This is a genomic window from Borrelia sp. RT5S (genome assembly GCF_021165755.1).
Classification (GTDB): domain Bacteria; phylum Spirochaetota; class Spirochaetia; order Borreliales; family Borreliaceae; genus Borrelia.
This window is the reverse complement of sequence record NZ_CP088936.1, coordinates 108,040-123,261: the sequence shown is the minus strand read 5'-3', so window position 1 is coordinate 123,261 and position 15,222 is coordinate 108,040. Positions and strand designations below refer to the sequence as shown.

17 protein-coding genes are annotated in these 15,222 nt (G+C 35.0%); 15 read left to right on the top strand and 2 right to left on the bottom strand.

Annotated elements, in window-relative coordinates; genetic code table 11:
- Window positions 1-44: 44 nt before the first annotated feature.
- The 8 genes from LSO06_RS00630 to rseP all read left to right on the top strand — a co-directional run bounded on the left by LSO06_RS00630 (window position 45) and on the right by rseP (window position 6,518).
- Window positions 45-773: a hypothetical protein gene (locus LSO06_RS00630; RefSeq protein ID WP_231760169.1), complete on the top strand. Its 729-nt coding sequence runs from the start codon at window positions 45-47 to the stop codon at window positions 771-773.
- A gap of 13 nt (window positions 774-786) precedes the next feature.
- Window positions 787-1,065, top strand: coding sequence for a hypothetical protein (locus tag LSO06_RS00625; protein WP_231760168.1), 279 nt, complete (start codon window positions 787-789; stop codon window positions 1,063-1,065).
- A 383-nt stretch (window positions 1,066-1,448) separates the two neighbouring features.
- Entirely contained in the window at window positions 1,449-2,222 is a 774-nt protein-coding gene (gene rpsB / locus LSO06_RS00620) for a 30S ribosomal protein S2 (RefSeq protein WP_231760167.1), read from the top strand.
- Between the two features lie 12 nt (window positions 2,223-2,234).
- Entirely contained in the window at window positions 2,235-3,071 is an 837-nt protein-coding gene (gene tsf / locus LSO06_RS00615) for a translation elongation factor Ts (RefSeq protein ID WP_231760166.1), read from the top strand.
- 38 nt (window positions 3,072-3,109) lie between these two features.
- Window positions 3,110-3,664 carry a ribosome recycling factor gene (frr, locus tag LSO06_RS00610; protein ID WP_231760165.1) on the top strand — a complete coding sequence of 185 codons (555 nt, stop codon included), beginning with the start codon at window positions 3,110-3,112 and terminating at the stop codon, window positions 3,662-3,664.
- A 4-nt stretch (window positions 3,665-3,668) separates the two neighbouring features.
- Entirely contained in the window at window positions 3,669-4,361 is a 693-nt protein-coding gene (gene uppS / locus LSO06_RS00605) for a polyprenyl diphosphate synthase (RefSeq protein WP_231760164.1), read from the top strand.
- Window positions 4,362-4,365: 4 nt separating this feature from the next.
- The gene (locus LSO06_RS00600; RefSeq protein ID WP_370639790.1) at window positions 4,366-5,214 is read left to right on the top strand and encodes a phosphatidate cytidylyltransferase; all 849 of its coding nucleotides are present in this window, start codon (window positions 4,366-4,368) and stop codon (window positions 5,212-5,214) included.
- Window positions 5,215-5,231: 17 nt separating this feature from the next.
- Entirely contained in the window at window positions 5,232-6,518 is a 1,287-nt protein-coding gene (gene rseP, locus LSO06_RS00595; protein WP_231760162.1) for an RIP metalloprotease RseP, read from the top strand.
- Between the two features lie 2 nt (window positions 6,519-6,520).
- Here rseP and trhA read toward each other — a convergent pair whose 3' ends face one another.
- A complete protein-coding gene (trhA, locus tag LSO06_RS00590; protein WP_231760847.1) occupies window positions 6,521-7,210 on the bottom strand; it encodes a PAQR family membrane homeostasis protein TrhA in 690 nt (229 codons plus the stop codon).
- A gap of 215 nt (window positions 7,211-7,425) precedes the next feature.
- Between trhA and LSO06_RS00585 the strand changes: the two genes are divergently transcribed.
- From LSO06_RS00585 to dnaB, 6 genes are all read left to right on the top strand, one after another.
- On the top strand, window positions 7,426-9,120 hold the full coding sequence (locus LSO06_RS00585) for a PTS transporter subunit EIIC (RefSeq protein ID WP_231760846.1): 1,695 nt from the start codon (window positions 7,426-7,428) through the stop codon (window positions 9,118-9,120).
- Window positions 9,121-9,413: 293 nt separating this feature from the next.
- Window positions 9,414-9,806, top strand: a complete 393-nt coding sequence (rpsF, locus tag LSO06_RS00580) for a 30S ribosomal protein S6 (protein ID WP_231760161.1) — start codon at window positions 9,414-9,416, stop codon at window positions 9,804-9,806.
- Window positions 9,807-10,244, top strand: coding sequence for a single-stranded DNA-binding protein (locus tag LSO06_RS00575; RefSeq protein ID WP_231760160.1), 438 nt, complete (start codon window positions 9,807-9,809; stop codon window positions 10,242-10,244).
- A gap of 11 nt (window positions 10,245-10,255) precedes the next feature.
- The gene (gene rpsR / locus LSO06_RS00570) at window positions 10,256-10,546 is read left to right on the top strand and encodes a 30S ribosomal protein S18 (RefSeq protein ID WP_231760159.1); all 291 of its coding nucleotides are present in this window, start codon (window positions 10,256-10,258) and stop codon (window positions 10,544-10,546) included.
- A 20-nt stretch (window positions 10,547-10,566) separates the two neighbouring features.
- Window positions 10,567-11,061 (top strand): 50S ribosomal protein L9, encoded by a 495-nt coding sequence (gene rplI, locus LSO06_RS00565; protein WP_231760158.1) that lies wholly within the window; start codon window positions 10,567-10,569, stop codon window positions 11,059-11,061.
- A 23-nt stretch (window positions 11,062-11,084) separates the two neighbouring features.
- Window positions 11,085-12,452, top strand: coding sequence for a replicative DNA helicase (dnaB, locus tag LSO06_RS00560; protein ID WP_231760845.1), 1,368 nt, complete (start codon window positions 11,085-11,087; stop codon window positions 12,450-12,452).
- 55 nt (window positions 12,453-12,507) lie between these two features.
- Here dnaB and LSO06_RS00555 read toward each other — a convergent pair whose 3' ends face one another.
- On the bottom strand, window positions 12,508-13,830 hold the full coding sequence (locus LSO06_RS00555; RefSeq protein WP_231760157.1) for a hypothetical protein: 1,323 nt from the start codon (window positions 13,828-13,830) through the stop codon (window positions 12,508-12,510).
- A 178-nt stretch (window positions 13,831-14,008) separates the two neighbouring features.
- Between LSO06_RS00555 and LSO06_RS00550 the strand changes: the two genes are divergently transcribed.
- Complete coding sequence (locus LSO06_RS00550) at window positions 14,009-15,202, top strand: thiolase family protein (RefSeq protein ID WP_231760156.1); 1,194 nt, start codon at window positions 14,009-14,011, stop codon at window positions 15,200-15,202.
- Window positions 15,203-15,222 lie beyond the last annotated feature (20 nt).

Here is a 15,222-nt window from a genome sequence, read left to right as displayed (position 1 = left end):
ATTGTGAAGTGAGAAAAGGTTTTAGTAGTTTATTAAGTTTTTTTTTGTTGGGTTTAGGGTGTGGCATTGAGGATATTGTCATAGTTGACTCTCCTGTTAAGGTTGATAGTAGGGCTTCCAGGGATACTCTTGCTTTTTTGTTACCTTTTGGGTATTTTAACAAACCGAATACAGCTAAAATTAGGGGGTTTGATATATACTACAAGTTCTACCCCGAAGGTTCAAATTATCATTCCGATGGTTTTGCAAAGACGGTACAGAAAGATTTTGATGCTTTGAAGGGAATTTTTAATAATGTTTCTGAGTTTAATAATAGGGGATTTTATAAGATAAATTTAAATGAGCGGCGTTTTTCAGGGAGGCCAACTTTAAAATTAGATAAAAGTTGGATTGATGGGAAGCTTCCTTTGTATTTTGAACTTAATTTTGAGGATTTAAGAAAGAGTACCCCTGGGTCTGCTTTCATTAGTGTAAGGAGAGGTAGTGATTCTTCTGCACCTCTCCTTACTGATATTAAAACCATATATAGATCTCATGTTGTTGATGGTTTATATTCTGAGTTTTCTGAAGCTCTTAAGAAGAGTAAAGTTTTGGATGGGGATAAAAGGCCTTTGGACCTTAAGCATATTAGTAATGATTTTTTCACACGAGATGTTTCCCCTAAGTACAATTTAGTAATTTTTGTTATGGCTGTGGGTAATGTGATAGAGGATGATTTTTATGGTGTTATTCTAGATATAGGTAGTTTGGATAGTTTTAGATTAGAGCCTTAGGTAAGAGAGTTGCATGATAACATTTTTTTTTCATTTGATTTTGACCAATATTGTTGTTTCTTTTTTGGTAAGTTTTTTTGTTATTTTTTTCGGTGTATTAAGGTTTGGATTTTTATTGGTTTATTCTGTAAGTTTTTTGGGTAGTGTCTTATTTTTATTTTTTATATCCTTTTTTTATTCCGATTACTACAATAGACAAATAGATTTCCTATTCTATTTATTTCCAATGATTGGTTCAATAGTTTTTATATCTTTATTAAGATTTTCTGAGAGAAATAAGAACGACTTATAGTAAAGGATCCAAGAATCCTTGTTTCTGATTTTTTACAGCAAAGTTTTTTAAAACATTTTCGTTTAATCTCGCTAGAGCTGTTGAATATAAGAAATAGGGACGATTAAGTAGTGAAAAATAAAAAAGAATCTTTTAGTACAATAATCGCATTGACCTCATGACTCTATCTTGACAGCAGGAATGATAGCCTTGTTTAGATACGAACTAGTTTTTCTATTTTTACTCTTAAAGAGAAGGAGCTAATTTAAATGTTATTTGCCACTATTAATCTGATTGGATACAATGTACTTATCAATTGTTTTATTTTGTGATATTCTTACTGGAGAATAAGTAGCATCCGCTATGTGTGTAGCGAGTAAAAGAGAAGGATTTAGGGGGTTGTTTTGGCAGTTATTACTATGAAGAGTCTTTTGGAAGCTGGAGTTCATTTTGGGCACCAGGTGAAGAGGCTTGATCCAAGGATGAAGAGGTTTATCTTTTCTGAGAGGAATGAAATACATATTTTGGATTTACAAAAAACTTTGCAAGGAATTAAGGATTCTTACGAGCTTGTTCAGAGTGTAGTCAAGAGCGGTAAAAAGGTATTGTTTGTTGGGACTAAGAAACAGGCAAGCGAAATAATTGAACAAGAGGCTAAAAGAAGTGATATGCCTTATGTGAATAATAGGTGGCTTGGGGGTATGCTTTCAAACTTTAATACTATAAGGAAATCGGTTCAAAAGTTAAAAAAATTGGAGAAGATGGAAGTTGATGGGACTTTTGATATGATTAGCAAAAAGGAAGTTTCTCAGCTTAATCGTGAGAAGTTGAAACTGGCTAAGAATTTGACGGGAATCAAGGATATGGAGGATCTTCCGGGTGCGGTTTTTATTATTGATCCTAAACGGGAGCAAATAGTTATTAACGAAGCGAGGAATCTTGGTATTCCTATTATTTCAGTAGTTGATACAAATTGTAATCCAGATGTCATTGACTGTCCGATACCTGGGAATGATGACGCGATTCGTTCTGTTGCTTTATTTACCAAAATTATATCTGATGCCATCCTTGAGAGTGACAAGGAAGTTGGGATTCAAATAGTTGAGAATTTGAACGAGGAAGACTTAGTAAATGAAATTGAAGTTAAGAATGATAATGAGAAAGAATTAAAAGAGTAGAAGGAGAATGGTATGGGTATTAGTCCTCAAGAGGTAAAAAAACTTAGGGATGCAACTGGAGCTGGATTTGGTGATTGTAAGAAAGCTTTAGAGCTTGCTAGTGGTGATTTTGAACTGGCTAGGAAAAAACTTAAAGAGATGGGGATTGCGTCGGCTGATAAGAGAAGTGATAGAGACGCTAAAGAGGGACGCGTGTTTTCCTATGCAAACAAAGAGAGAGTGGGTCTTTTGCTTATTTCATGTGAAACGGATTTTGTTGCTATGAATAGTGATTTTGTGGCTTTTGGGAATTCTTTGGTAAAAGAACTAGTTGAGAATGGTAGAGATTCTTTAGATGAAGAACAAGAAAATGGAATTAAGAATTTAGCGGCTACGATAAAGGAAAATATTCAGGTAAAGAAGATTTTTATTACAGATATTTCATCCAATGAACTTGTTAAGAATTATCTTCACGGGGAACAGGCTAAAATAGGAGTATTTGTTAAATTAAGGGTTGATGATGCTTCTAAGGTAGAGGATGAGAGACTGAATGGTCTTGCGATGGATTTGGCTTTACATGTTGCAGCTTTTGCTCCGCTTTATTTAAGTGTTGATCATATTTGTCCTGATTACGTTAGGGAACAGGAAGAGGTGTTTACTAAGCAAATGGAAAGTAGTGGAAAGGCTGAAAGTATAGTTAAGGGGACTGTGGCCGGGAAGCTTAAAAAGCATTTAGGGGAGATTGCTCTTTTAGAGCAGGGGTTTGTAAAGGACGATAAATTTACTGTTAAAGAAAAGCTTGAAGAGATCTCAAGGTTAATTCTAAGCAAGATAGAGGTGATAGATTTTAAGTGTATATGTGTTGGGTAATAATTTGATATTTTCCTTTCAATTTTAAGGAGGCTTTAGTGGAGGAGTATAAGGCTTTATTGGATGAAAAGATGTATAAAGTTCTTTTGTCTCTTGAGGGTGAGTATAAATCCTTAAGAACAGGTAGGGTGAGTAGTGTTCTCTTTGATAGGATACTAGTTGATTATTATGGGGAAAAAACTCCTTTAACCAGGGTTGCCAATATTAGTATTCCAGAGGCAAGGCTTGTTGTAATTCAACCTTGGGATAAGACGTTATTGGGTAAAATAGAACAGGCTATACTTAACTCAGATCTTTCTATGAATCCTTCAAGCGATGGATCAGTACTTAGGATTAAAGTACCTGCATTGACTGTTGAAAGGCGTAAAGAGGTGGCTAAACAGGCAAAAAGGATCGCTGAGGAACACAAAGTTATGGCTAGGAATATTAGGCAGGAGTTAAATGGTAGAGCGAAGAACCAGGAAAAGGATTCTGAGATTACGGAAGATGATTTACGTCGGATTTTAGACGATGTACAGAAGGGTACTAATTCTTATATTAAGAAAATAGATGAAATTTTGGATTTAAAAACAAAAGAGATCATGGAAGTTTAAATTTATGAATAGACATTCTCTTCCTATGCATGTTGGCATCATAATGGATGGTAATAGGAGGTGGACTTTAAAGAGGGGCGTTTCTTTACTTGAGGGGTATCAAGAAGGCTTGAGGAGAGCTAGGGACATAGTTCAACATTCTAGTAAAATAGGCATAAAATGTTTGTCCCTTTATGTATTTTCTACAGAAAACTGGAACAGAGATAAGAGTGAGGTAGAATATTTGATGTTTTTGATTGCTAATTACTTAAAATCTGAGTTTGCTTTTTATAGTGAAAATAGCATAAAGATAGTAGTTTCTGGGGATATTGGGGCTTTGGAAAGAAAAGTAAGAGAAGCGATTGTTGCTGCTGTTGATTTTACTAAAAATTTTGGTGGACTTGTTTTAAATTTAGCCATTAATTATGGTGGTCGAAATGAAATAGTTAGGGCAGTTAGGAAAATCCTGAAGAGTGATTTAAAATACGATTCTTTAAGTGAGATTGAATTTGCAAGATTTTTAGACAATCCGGAGCTTCGTGAACTTGATCTTTTAATACGTACGGGAGGGGAGATGAGGGTAAGTAATTTTCTTTTGTGGAAAGTTGCTTATTGCGAATTTATTTTTTCAAATATTTTATGGCCAGAATATTCTATTTCTCTTTATAATGAGGACTTAAGGTGCTTTAGAAAAAGGAAAAGAAATTTTGGGAGATAGAAATTTGTATGAACTTAAGTCTAAAAGGTTGGCTTTCATTAAGCGACTTGGGACATTTTTATTTTTTGTGCCCTTGGTTTTGTTTTTAATATTTTTAGAGTTCAAAGATTATTTATTTATCAATATTTTAATTTTTATTTTTAGTGGGATTTCCGCAAAGGAAGTTAATGATTTGCTGAAGGTTAAGTCTTCTTCTATTTCAAACGCTTTAGCATTTTTTTTAGGAATAGCGCCTCCAGTTTTAACATATGTACACTTTAATATTTTTGATTTAGGTATCAATATAATATTTTATTTAGTAATAACTTTGATTTTTAGCAACTGGATCGTTAGTTTGGCTTTCATTAAGGAACATGAAATTGTCAATTTTCTATCGCAGGCTACTTCAATAGTTTTTATACTTATATATCCCGGTATTTTAATTTCATTTATTGTTGCTATTACTACTTTACCAAAAGCTCCTGTTCTTTTGCTAATACTTTTCTCTATGGTGAGTGGTAATGATACTTTTGCCTATCTCGTTGGTTACTTTTTGGGAAAGAATAGCTATAGGCCTACTATTATTAGTCCCAATAAAACGATAATGGGATTTTTGGGTGGAATATTATTTTCCGTTCTTGTTGCGTTAGTTGTAGTATTTTTGGGAGTTATAAATTTAACCTATGGAGAAGCTGTAATTTTTGGTATTTTAATGGGATTTTTTACTATTGTTGGTGATCTATTTGAATCTGGGCTTAAACGTAGTGCATCGGTTAAGGATTCTGGAAATATTATTCCTGGCAGAGGAGGTGCTCTTGACTCAATTGATTCATTTCTTTTAGCAGGTCCCATATTTTATTTGTGTCTATCATAAAGTGTTAGGAGAGATTTATGCATATTTTGCTTAGTATTGTGGGTTTTACCTTAATAATATTCATCCATGAGTTAGGTCATTTTTTATTTGCAAAGCTTTTTAAGGTTAAGGTTGAAGTTTTTTCTATTGGAATAGGTCCTAGCATTTTTAAATTTAAGGTAAGGGATACGGAATATAGATTTTCCCCGATTTTTTTGGGGGGGTATTGCAAGCTTAAAGGAGCTGAGCATTTGGAAAATGAGCTTAAATTAAATAGGCAAATTGAAGCAGACAGGGATTCTCTTTTTGGGATCTCCAATTTTAAGAGAATATTAATATATTTAGCAGGCCCTCTTTTTAATTTGATTTTGGCATTCATTATTTTTATTGTAATAGATACTATAGGAGTTATATCTCTTGATTATCCTAGCAAAATAACCGTTTTAAGTAATAATGGTTTGAGTGAATTTAGAGATGGAGATATTATCTTAAGTGTTAATAAAAAGGATGTAGGTTCTTTTTCCGATTTAAAGAAAGTTCTTCCTGTGGAGGAATCCAAAACAGCTTTCACAGTTTTAAGAGACAATGAGAAAATTGATTTCGAAGAGCATCTAAATTTAGAAAAATTTCTCAAGGAAATTGCTCCTTGGGTGGACCTTATTATTTCTAAAGTTGAACCAAATTCTCCAGCAGAAGTTGCAGGTATTAGGCAGAATGATAGGATAGTAAGCATCAATAATGTTATTTTAAATAATAACAAGCAGTTGCAAGATTGCATTATGAATCTCGATGTTGATGTAGCAGAGATTAAATACGATAGAAATGGAGAAATTTTAACTTCAAAATTGGTATTTCAAGATACGAATAAAATTTTAGGTGTTTATTTTTTGCCTCGCTTGGAAAGATTGGTTAGGGCAGACAATTTAGGGATTGCTATTGTAAATTCTTTTAATAAAGTTTTGGATATTTTAAGTAACATTCTGTATTCTATTTTTGATTTGTTAACGAATTTTAAAAAAAACTTTAAAAACGTTGTGGGTCCCGTTGGGGTTATTAGTGTTCTTTCTAGTTCTTCTGCCTTTGGGGTCTTGTATTGGCTTAATACCATTGCCGTTTTTAATTTGCTAGTTGCTGGTATGAACCTATTCTTTGTTATAATTCCAATATTTGACGGGGGGCAAATCTTTATCAGTTTGATCGAGATCTTGCGTGGAAGGAGATTTAAAGCGAAATCCATTTACCGCCTTTACAGCGTCGGTATTTTTCTAGTATTGGGACTCCTTATTCTGGGACTCTCTAATGATTTAAGCAACATTCTAAGATAGATTTAATCTACAGGCAATACATAGTTTAGCATGAACCAAAAGTGGGAGAAAGAAGCCATCAATATTAGAATATGGAAAACGTCATGCACCCTCATACTTACTATGGGATTGAATTTTTTACTTATCGCATACACCACGCCTCCTATTGTGTAAAGAACCCCTCCTAGCACCAGCCACAAAAATCCTCTTAAAGGGAGGGCATTATAAATAAACTTAATCCCAAACACAATCAGCCACCCCATAAGTATGAATATTAGTCCATTAACCCAGCCAGGACTGTTCACGTACACCGATTTAAAGATAATCCCTAGGATGGCAAGGCCCCAAACAGTCGAAAGAATCATCTTTCCATAAATATTGGGTATGAGAATTAGGCAAGGTGGAGTATAAGTACCCGCTATTAATAAAAATATGGAAATATGGTCAAGCTTCCTAAATATTTTCTTTACCCTACTTCCTTTCAGGCAAATATGGTAAAAAGTGCTCATTGTGTACAGCAATATCATCGAAAGGCCATAAGCAAAAAATATCAGCGCATGAAACTGCTTTCTTGAAGCAACCGACAGAGTAATAAGGACGGTACTCCCTATTATTGACAAAACAACCCCAAACAAGTGGGACAACGCACTAAACAACTCATTTCTAGGTACCTGACACACACAAGGCCCATGGCCTTCGTTCTTCAGAAACATAAACCTACCCTCTATTCCGACTCTTTGTAAATTTAAACCCGTCCCCACCAGCATTATTAATGCAAAAAAATTATAATTCAAGTAATAACAGGAAATCAACATGCAAGTTTCGGTTAGGATAAGATTAAGTTTACCTCTAGCACACAATTTCCTTCTCAAATTTGGAAAAAAGTTATACAATTACTACTTTAAGTTTTCAAGTGGAGAGGAAGGGAGTGATAAATTTTTTAAGAGTGCTTGGGTTTGCAAAGCTACAGAAGTTTGCAAGTGCAATAAGTTTGCCAATTTCTATTTTACCGATTTCTTGTTTGATGCTAGGGATTGGGTCTGCGATGTCGAATCCTTCTAGTTTGATTTATATCGATAATGTTGTTTTGCAAGGTGCTTTAGGCCTTATGAGGGTTGCGGGTAATATTATTACCTTAAATATTCCATTGTTGCTTGTTGTGGGTATTGCTGTTGGAGTAGCAAGAGTCCAAAAGGGTCCTGCTGCGCTTTCGGCGGTTGTTGGATATTTGCTTTTCAATGTGACTGGGAATTATTTTCTTGATATGTTTTCAGAGCTTGCTGAGCCCGGCTTGATGTCTTCCATCGGGCAAGTCAATTTCCTTGGTATTCAAACTTTAAATACGGGTGTTTTTGGTTCTTTATCGGTTGGGCTTTTAGTTGGATATCTACACAATAGATTTTGTGGGATTAAGTTGCCATTGCCTTTTAGTTTTTTTTCTGGTCCCAGGTTTGTTCCCGTGTTGGTGTTTCCTTTTTGTATTTTTTTAGGAATGATATTCTCTTTGGTTTGGCCAAATCTTGATGAGATAATTACTTCTTGTGGGCTTCTTATTTCTAGGTTTGATTATTTTGGTAGTTTCCTGTATGGGGTGTTAAACAGGATATTAGTCCCTTTAGGGCTTCATTCTATTCTTACATTTCCTTTTAATTTCACTTCTTTAGGGGGAACAGAAATGATTAATGGCCAAGCGGTTGGTGGTATTCAAAATATATTTCATGCTCAGTTGTCCGACCCACAGCTTGCCAAATTTTATTCAGGTATTGCCAGATATAGCGGTGGATTCTATCTTTCTATTATGTTTGGGCTGCCTGGAGCTGCTCTTGGAGTTTATAAGGGGATTATTTGTGAAGAAAATAGCAAGGTCTCTTCTATTCTCTTCTCAGGTGCTCTTACTGCCTTTCTAATGGGAATTACAGAACCTTTAGAGTTTTTATTTGTTTTTACGGCACCTTTGCTTTACTTTGTGCATGCTATTTATACAGGGCTTGCTTTATTGATTGCCAATGTTTTTGGTATTGCTATTGGGGCCACGTTTTCTACTGGATTTTTTGACTTCTGCATGTTTGGGGTATTGCAGGGGCACGATAAGACAAATTGGATTTATGCATTGCCCTTGGGGTTTGCCTTTTTCGGTTTGTATTATTTTACTTTTAAGTGGCTTTATAATTATTTTGATTTTCAGATTTTTGGTGTTGACGAACCATTTTTTGGGGGCAATGAGGGGAAAGTCGAAGGAATTGGAGTGGCACACCTTATGGTGCAAGGGTTAGGGGGTCTTGATAATATACGGGAGTTTGATATTGTGTCAACGGATCTAAGATTTGTGGTGTTTAGTCCCGAACTTGTGTCTTGCGATTTACTTAATGAAACAGGGGCTTTAAACGTTATTGCGAATGGTAATACAATTAGAATTTCTTATGGAACTCATGTTTATTATATAAAACAAGCTATTGAAAATTATTCCCCTAGGAAGCTTTTCAGATCTAGTGTTGTTGTTGCATCTGATCATGTGAAACAAGGAATTAAAGCCTATATGGAAATGAAGGAAGATGACAAGCTTGAGAAGAAAGGGCAGACAGGAAAGCAATATAAGCTTACTAAAGAAGAAGAGAATGAGTAGAATCTTTGGGTTGGATGCAGTTAAACTGTTGAGATATGACATAATCTCTTTTTAATTTTGTTTTAAAGGCTTGAAAAAGCGGGGGGTGTTCGGGGAGAGGTGTCTCGGGTTGTAGTTTGTTTAGAAAATTTAATGAAGAATGGGGAGGGGAGGTTGGTTGTTTTGGGAGATTTATTTTAAAAGGGTTTCGCTCGATATTGAAAAATTTTAGACACTTTTATATACTACTTAGGTAACCTTTGCCGCAGGTCCTCAGGGGATTTGTGGTGCGAATGAGACCATAAGGAGTTAGGATGATAAGAAAGTATGAGTCTTGCTTTTTGTTTAGGAGTGAAGAGCTCGAATACAAGGCAGCCTTGGAGGAAGTGCGTAAACAATTGATGGCTTTCGGTGCTAGTGATGTTGTTGAAAGTTCTCTTGGGGAGAGGACGTTGGAGTATCCCATTAAAAAGCAGGATCGTGGTAGGTATGAGATAATGGAATTTAAAATGGAGGGTGATAATTTAAGAGAACTTGAAGTTCAATTAAAGCTTGTTAAAAATTTGTTAAGATACATGATTTTGATTAAGGCTAATAAAAAGATTAACGCTAGGAAATTTAAGAGAAAGAATTTTAGGGATAATAGGGAAAAGGAGATGGCAGGAACTAGTACTAATTCCTGTGTTGCCGATGTTGAGGAAGTTTAGATGGCAGATATTAATTCGTTAGTGTTGTCTGGCAGGCTTACTAGGGATTCTGAGCTTACATATACCGAGACTGGTATGGCTATTCTTAAGTTTGGTTTGGCTAATAACAGAAGGATGAAGAAAAATGATGAATGGATTGATCATGCTCAGTTTTTTGAGTGTGTTGTATTTTCAAAGAGGGCAGAAAGTCTTAGTGCTTTTCTTAAGAAGGGGAAGCAGGTCGTGGTAAGTGGTTCTTTGAAATATGAGAGTTGGCAGGACAGAAACACTGGAGATAAAAGAAGTAAGATTAGTGTTTTAGTAGATGAGCTTCAGATGTTTGGAGCATCAACTACTACTCAGAGTACTGGTAGTTCTGGGTTTGAAGGATATAAGAAGACAGATACATTTAAGGATATTGACTTTGATGACAGTTTTAACGAAGATATACCTTTTTAGGGGGATAAGTTATGTATAAGGATAGAGAATTTCATCAGAGAGATTCGAGGTCTGATGGACATCAGGATGGTTTTAAGAAGAATCCTAATTTTAGGTTTTTTAAGAAAAAAACATGTAAGTTTTGCGATATGGACAGAGTTCCAGATTTTAAAGAATTTGATTTCCTTAGGAAATTTATTACGGAACAGGGTAAGATACTGCCTAGAAGGATTACGGGCACATCTGCTAAGCATCAGAGGCGCCTTGCATTAGAGATTAAAAAGGCTAGGTATATGGCATTGCTCCCCTTTGTGAAGAGATAGTGGGCGGTTGAGGAGAGATTATGAAAGTAATTTTGAAGGAAGATTTTGTCAATCTTGGTAAAGAAGGTGATACTGTTGATGTGAAGGACGGTTTTGCAAGGAATTATTTATTGCCTAAGGGGTTCGCTGTTTTTTCAAATAAGCATAACATTGATATTTTTAGTCAAAAGAAAAGGGCGATACTTAGGAGACAGGAGACGAAGAAAAGGGCGGCTCTTGAGCTTAAGGAGAAACTTGATGTTGTTAAGTTAGAGTTTGTGATGCAGTCTAGTGAGGGAGGAAAATTATTCCATAGCATTAATAGCTCAAATATTGTTGATGAACTTTTAAAGCTTGGATTTGAAATTGAGAGAAGAAAAATAGATATACATCATGGTATGTTAAAAACTTTTGGGCTCTATGAGGTGAATATTAAGCTTTATGAGGGAATTAGTTCTACTATTAAGGTTGAGATAAAAAAAGAAGAGCAGAAGAGTAATATTAAGAAAGTTAAGAAGGTCGAAAAGGAAATTTAGAGAGGGTGTGAGTTGTGGCTTCCATGAGCAATACTCCTATGCTTTTTTTTAATGATGGGGCGGAGAAGGCGGTTATTTCTAGTATATTCTATAACCCTGAGAAGTTGGAAGAAGCTTCCCTGTATTTAAAGTCGGATGACTTCTATAATAACACACATCAGATGATCTTTAGGGCTATGCTATCTCTTTATGATAAGAGAGAAAACATTGATCCAATAACTGTTTTTGAGGAGGTGTCTGCTTTAACTCCTAAGTCTCAGATTTTGGGTGATTTTAAAACTTTAACTGGATTTCAGGATTATTTAGGTCTTTTGTCTGCATACCTTCCGACAGATAAAACAGTAAATGCACATGCAAAAATTATTAAGGAATATCGCATTAGAAGGGATGTTTCTAAAATTTCTAGAGAACTTAATGATTTGGCAAATGATTCTACAAAGAAAGTTGACCAATTTATAGAAGAAGCGCAAAGACAGGTGCTCTCGATTGATTTAGATTATGATAGTAAGAATTTGCATCATGCAAAAACTATTGTTGAGAGAGTACACGCTGAAATATATGAGAGAAGCATGAAGACTAAAGAATCTAATTTTGGAATTTTAAGCGGGTTTAGGAAAGTTGATGCTCTTATAGGAGGATTTAGAGATAGCGATTTTATTATTATTGGTGCTCGACCTAGTGTTGGAAAGACAGCATTTGCATTAAATATTGCGTCAAATATTGCATTAAGAAGTGACAAAAGGCGTAAGGTAGGTTTTTTTTCTCTTGAGATGACTTCAGATGCTTTAGTAAAGAGAATAATGGCTTCTAGGGCAAATATTGATAGCTTTAAGGTTCAAAATAGCATATTGTCTGGGCGTGAAATTCAGGCATTAAATAATGCAGCGAATGATCTTAGTAACGCTGAGCTTTATATAGCAGATACTGCTAATATAAGTTTGTTGGCGTTAGCGGCTCAAGCTAGGAAGCTTAAGAAGTTTTCTGGTGTGGATATAATATTTATTGATTATATTAGCCTTGTTTCGCTTGAGGCTAAAAATATTCCAAGGCATGAGCAAGTGGCTTCAATTAGTAAGGCGCTTAAGGAGCTAGCAAGGGAGCTTAAAATTCCTATTGTTGCACTGTCTCAACTTACAAGAGATACTGAGGGTAGAGAACCTAATCTTGCAAGTTTAAGAGAGTCAGGGGCTTTGGAACAGGATGCTGATATTGTTATATTACTCCACAGAGACAAAGATTTAAAAAGCAATTCTGTTAATGAGGAGAATCCAGTAGCACAAACTCAGGTTATTATTGCCAAACATAGAAATGGGCCAACGGGTAGGGTTGATATATTGTTTTTGCCTCATGTTGTTAGTTTTGTCAATAAAGATAACGAGAATGAATACTAGGATTTTGTTAAAATATATTTTATTTTGGTTTCCATGTTGAGTAGTGTGGAGAGGTTTATGTTTTAATTTCTACGCCGATTCCGATATAATGAAAGGTTAGTTTGTGTTTATCTAATCTGCTGGTGCCTGTGTTATAAACGAGTGGGGAGTAGTTAATTTTTGTAAATATTTTAAAATTGTATCTTGCTTTGTTGTATTTAAATGCCTCTACTAGTATACCAGGTTCAAATTCAAGACCCAGTTGAAGTGTGTCTCTTAGTTTTAAAGGCCTGTAAATGGATTTGATATCCTTGTTGTCCTTGTTGTAAGATAAAAATATCCCGGATCCCGCGTACAGTGTGAATAAATTTTTTGTAAATAATGCGTATTTTATTCCAGATGAGAATCTACTTGCAAAACTATTTGTTTCGGCTATATCAATATCATAGTTTGTGGCAATAGCAAAGTAACAGTCCAATTCAGGCATGATTTTGTAATATACCAAACTTCTTATTTGTAGTGGAATCATAAGCTCATATCCGAAAGAAAAATTTTGGTTGTCAATATGAAAATCATTTTCCCAGTTATTTTCATATTCTTGGGTTAAGGATATACCAAAGCCCCCGACGCTTAAGAAATTTTCATTATTTGAAAAGTTTATTAAATTAAGATTATTTGTTGTAAAAAAATTTTTGGAGTAAAGTCTGTATTGGATTCCGATTCCGTTTTCCGCCTTTTGTACTTTTGCATATGTTTCTATGCTGCGTATTTTACTTTGAGTCTGATAAAATATTCTAGTTTCAAGCCCCATGACTTCATTTTTAAGATCCATTCCGATACTCGTTTTGAAAAAATAATCCATAAAGTAAGACAAGTCAATGTAAGTTTCAAAATTTAAGAACCTCATATAGGAATAGCTTAATGCCGCACTTAGGAACCCCCTGTAGTTATATTTTTCATAATTTACAGGAAATGGGCGCATTTGCCTTAATACGAAGTGTACCAATTGCTGCATCAATCTGCCGCCCCAGTTTCCATAAAGTAGATTTTTAATACCGACGCCTATGTTAATTTCTCCAAAATATTTTTCCCCCGATTGCATTAGGAATGGGAAATAATACATAAAGCCAATCTCGAAAAGATCAACTCTTTTTCTAACTTGTTCTGGGTCATCTTTGTATCCTCTAAAGGTTAACATATGAGCCTCTGCATTTATTATGAAACTATATTTTGATTCATAAGTAAATATTAAAGAACCACTTCTAAGGTCATCAAAGAAATCACTAAACGAGAATCCAAAGCCATCATTTAGTGTTTCAAAGTGGTACTTGTCAACCCTGTCATTTTTATATCTTATCGAATGATTGTAAGGATGGGCATCAACCGCCAATATTGTCATTAGTATAATTACACGAATCCTACCGAGCACACCTAACGGAAGATTATATCATATTTGGGTATAAAGGAGGAGCATTTGTAATGACTTTTTCCAATTATACATTAATATTTGAGCTTTGTTTTTTATGATGATATTTTGTTATTATATGATTGAATGAAATTTTTATTCGAGGTTTTAAATGAGAAGAGTAGCAATTGTTGATGGACTTAGATCACCGATTTTTAAGTTGGGGGGGGCAATGAAGGGTTTGGATATTGTTGGTATATCCTCGGACATTGTTAAGGCTTTGCTTGGGAGAAACAATATTGATGAAGTGGATGAGGTTGTTGTTGGGAGTGTAATATCTGCAGGGCTTGGGCAGAATATAGCTAGGCAAATTGTTTTAAAGGCTGGTTTGAGTGAAAATATACCTGCTTGTACCGTAAATAAAGTTTGTGGTTCAGGGCTTAAATCTTTAGAATTTGCGTTTAACGCTATTTCTCTTGGTAATAGTGATGTTGTTTTGGCTGGAGGCGTTGAGGATTTAAGTAATGCACCTTATCTTTTGCCAAGAGGTGTGAGATTTGATGGTTTAAAATTTGGAGACTTTAAGATAGAGGATTCAATATATAAAGATGCTTTAGTAGATACTCTGAGTGGTACTGTTATGGGACTTACAGCAGAGTATTTGGCGGAAATGCATGAGATTACAAGAGAGATGCAGGATGAATTTGCATATAATTCGCATATGAAGGCGCGAGCGGCAAGAGATAGTGGGTATTTTGATGATGAAATATATCCACTATCTCTTGTTGATAAGAAAACGAATAGTAAGAGTACTATATCTAGTGACGAGGAGATACGAGATAATTTGACTCTAGACAAGCTCTCAGCTTTAAGACCAATCTTTAAAGAGGGGGGTACCATTACTGCAGGTAATTCCTCCAGTTTAAACGATGGAGCTTGTTTTTTGATATTGGCGGGCGACGATGTTATGCAAAAAATGGGAATTGAACCTTTAGCCTATGTTGGGGGATTTAGGAGCGTTGGGCTTAGCCCTCTTCATATGGGGTTTGGGGCATATCTTGCTATTGACGAGATCATAAAGAAATTTAGCTTAATTCCTAGTGAAATTGATTTTATTGAGACAAATGAGGCCTTTTCGGCTCAAGCCTTAACTGTTTTGAAAGCTTTGTATGAGAATTATGGTACTAAAGATAATATTGTTAATGTTAAGGGGGGGGCTATTGCAATAGGACATCCGTTTGCGGTTAGTGGGGCAAGAATTTTATTAACTTTGGCGCGTCTTATGAAGATTAATAACAAACGTAAAGGAATTGCATCTCTTTGTGTAGGAGGAGGCCAGGGTATAGCTTCTTACCTGTATAGATAAGTTATTTTAATTATTTTAAA

What these genes read in the sequence shown, in the direction of transcription:
- LSO06_RS00625 (WP_231760168.1), top strand. Translation starts at nt 787, where the DNA reads ATGATAACATTTTTTTTTCATTTGATTTTGACCAATATTGTTGTTTCT.
- tsf (WP_231760166.1), top strand. Translation starts at nt 2,235, where the DNA reads ATGGGTATTAGTCCTCAAGAGGTAAAAAAACTTAGGGATGCAACTGGA.
- uppS (WP_231760164.1), top strand. Translation starts at nt 3,669, where the DNA reads ATGAATAGACATTCTCTTCCTATGCATGTTGGCATCATAATGGATGGT.
- rseP (WP_231760162.1), top strand. Translation starts at nt 5,232, where the DNA reads ATGCATATTTTGCTTAGTATTGTGGGTTTTACCTTAATAATATTCATC.
- trhA (WP_231760847.1), bottom strand. Translation starts at nt 7,210, where the DNA reads ATGTTTCTGAAGAACGAAGGCCATGGGCCTTGTGTGTGTCAGGTACCT.
- rpsF (WP_231760161.1), top strand. Translation starts at nt 9,414, where the DNA reads ATGATAAGAAAGTATGAGTCTTGCTTTTTGTTTAGGAGTGAAGAGCTC.
- LSO06_RS00575 (WP_231760160.1), top strand. Translation starts at nt 9,807, where the DNA reads ATGGCAGATATTAATTCGTTAGTGTTGTCTGGCAGGCTTACTAGGGAT.
- rpsR (WP_231760159.1), top strand. Translation starts at nt 10,256, where the DNA reads ATGTATAAGGATAGAGAATTTCATCAGAGAGATTCGAGGTCTGATGGA.
- rplI (WP_231760158.1), top strand. Translation starts at nt 10,567, where the DNA reads ATGAAAGTAATTTTGAAGGAAGATTTTGTCAATCTTGGTAAAGAAGGT.
- dnaB (WP_231760845.1), top strand. Translation starts at nt 11,085, where the DNA reads ATGAGCAATACTCCTATGCTTTTTTTTAATGATGGGGCGGAGAAGGCG.
- LSO06_RS00555 (WP_231760157.1), bottom strand. Translation starts at nt 13,830, where the DNA reads ATGACAATATTGGCGGTTGATGCCCATCCTTACAATCATTCGATAAGA.
- LSO06_RS00550 (WP_231760156.1), top strand. Translation starts at nt 14,009, where the DNA reads ATGAGAAGAGTAGCAATTGTTGATGGACTTAGATCACCGATTTTTAAG.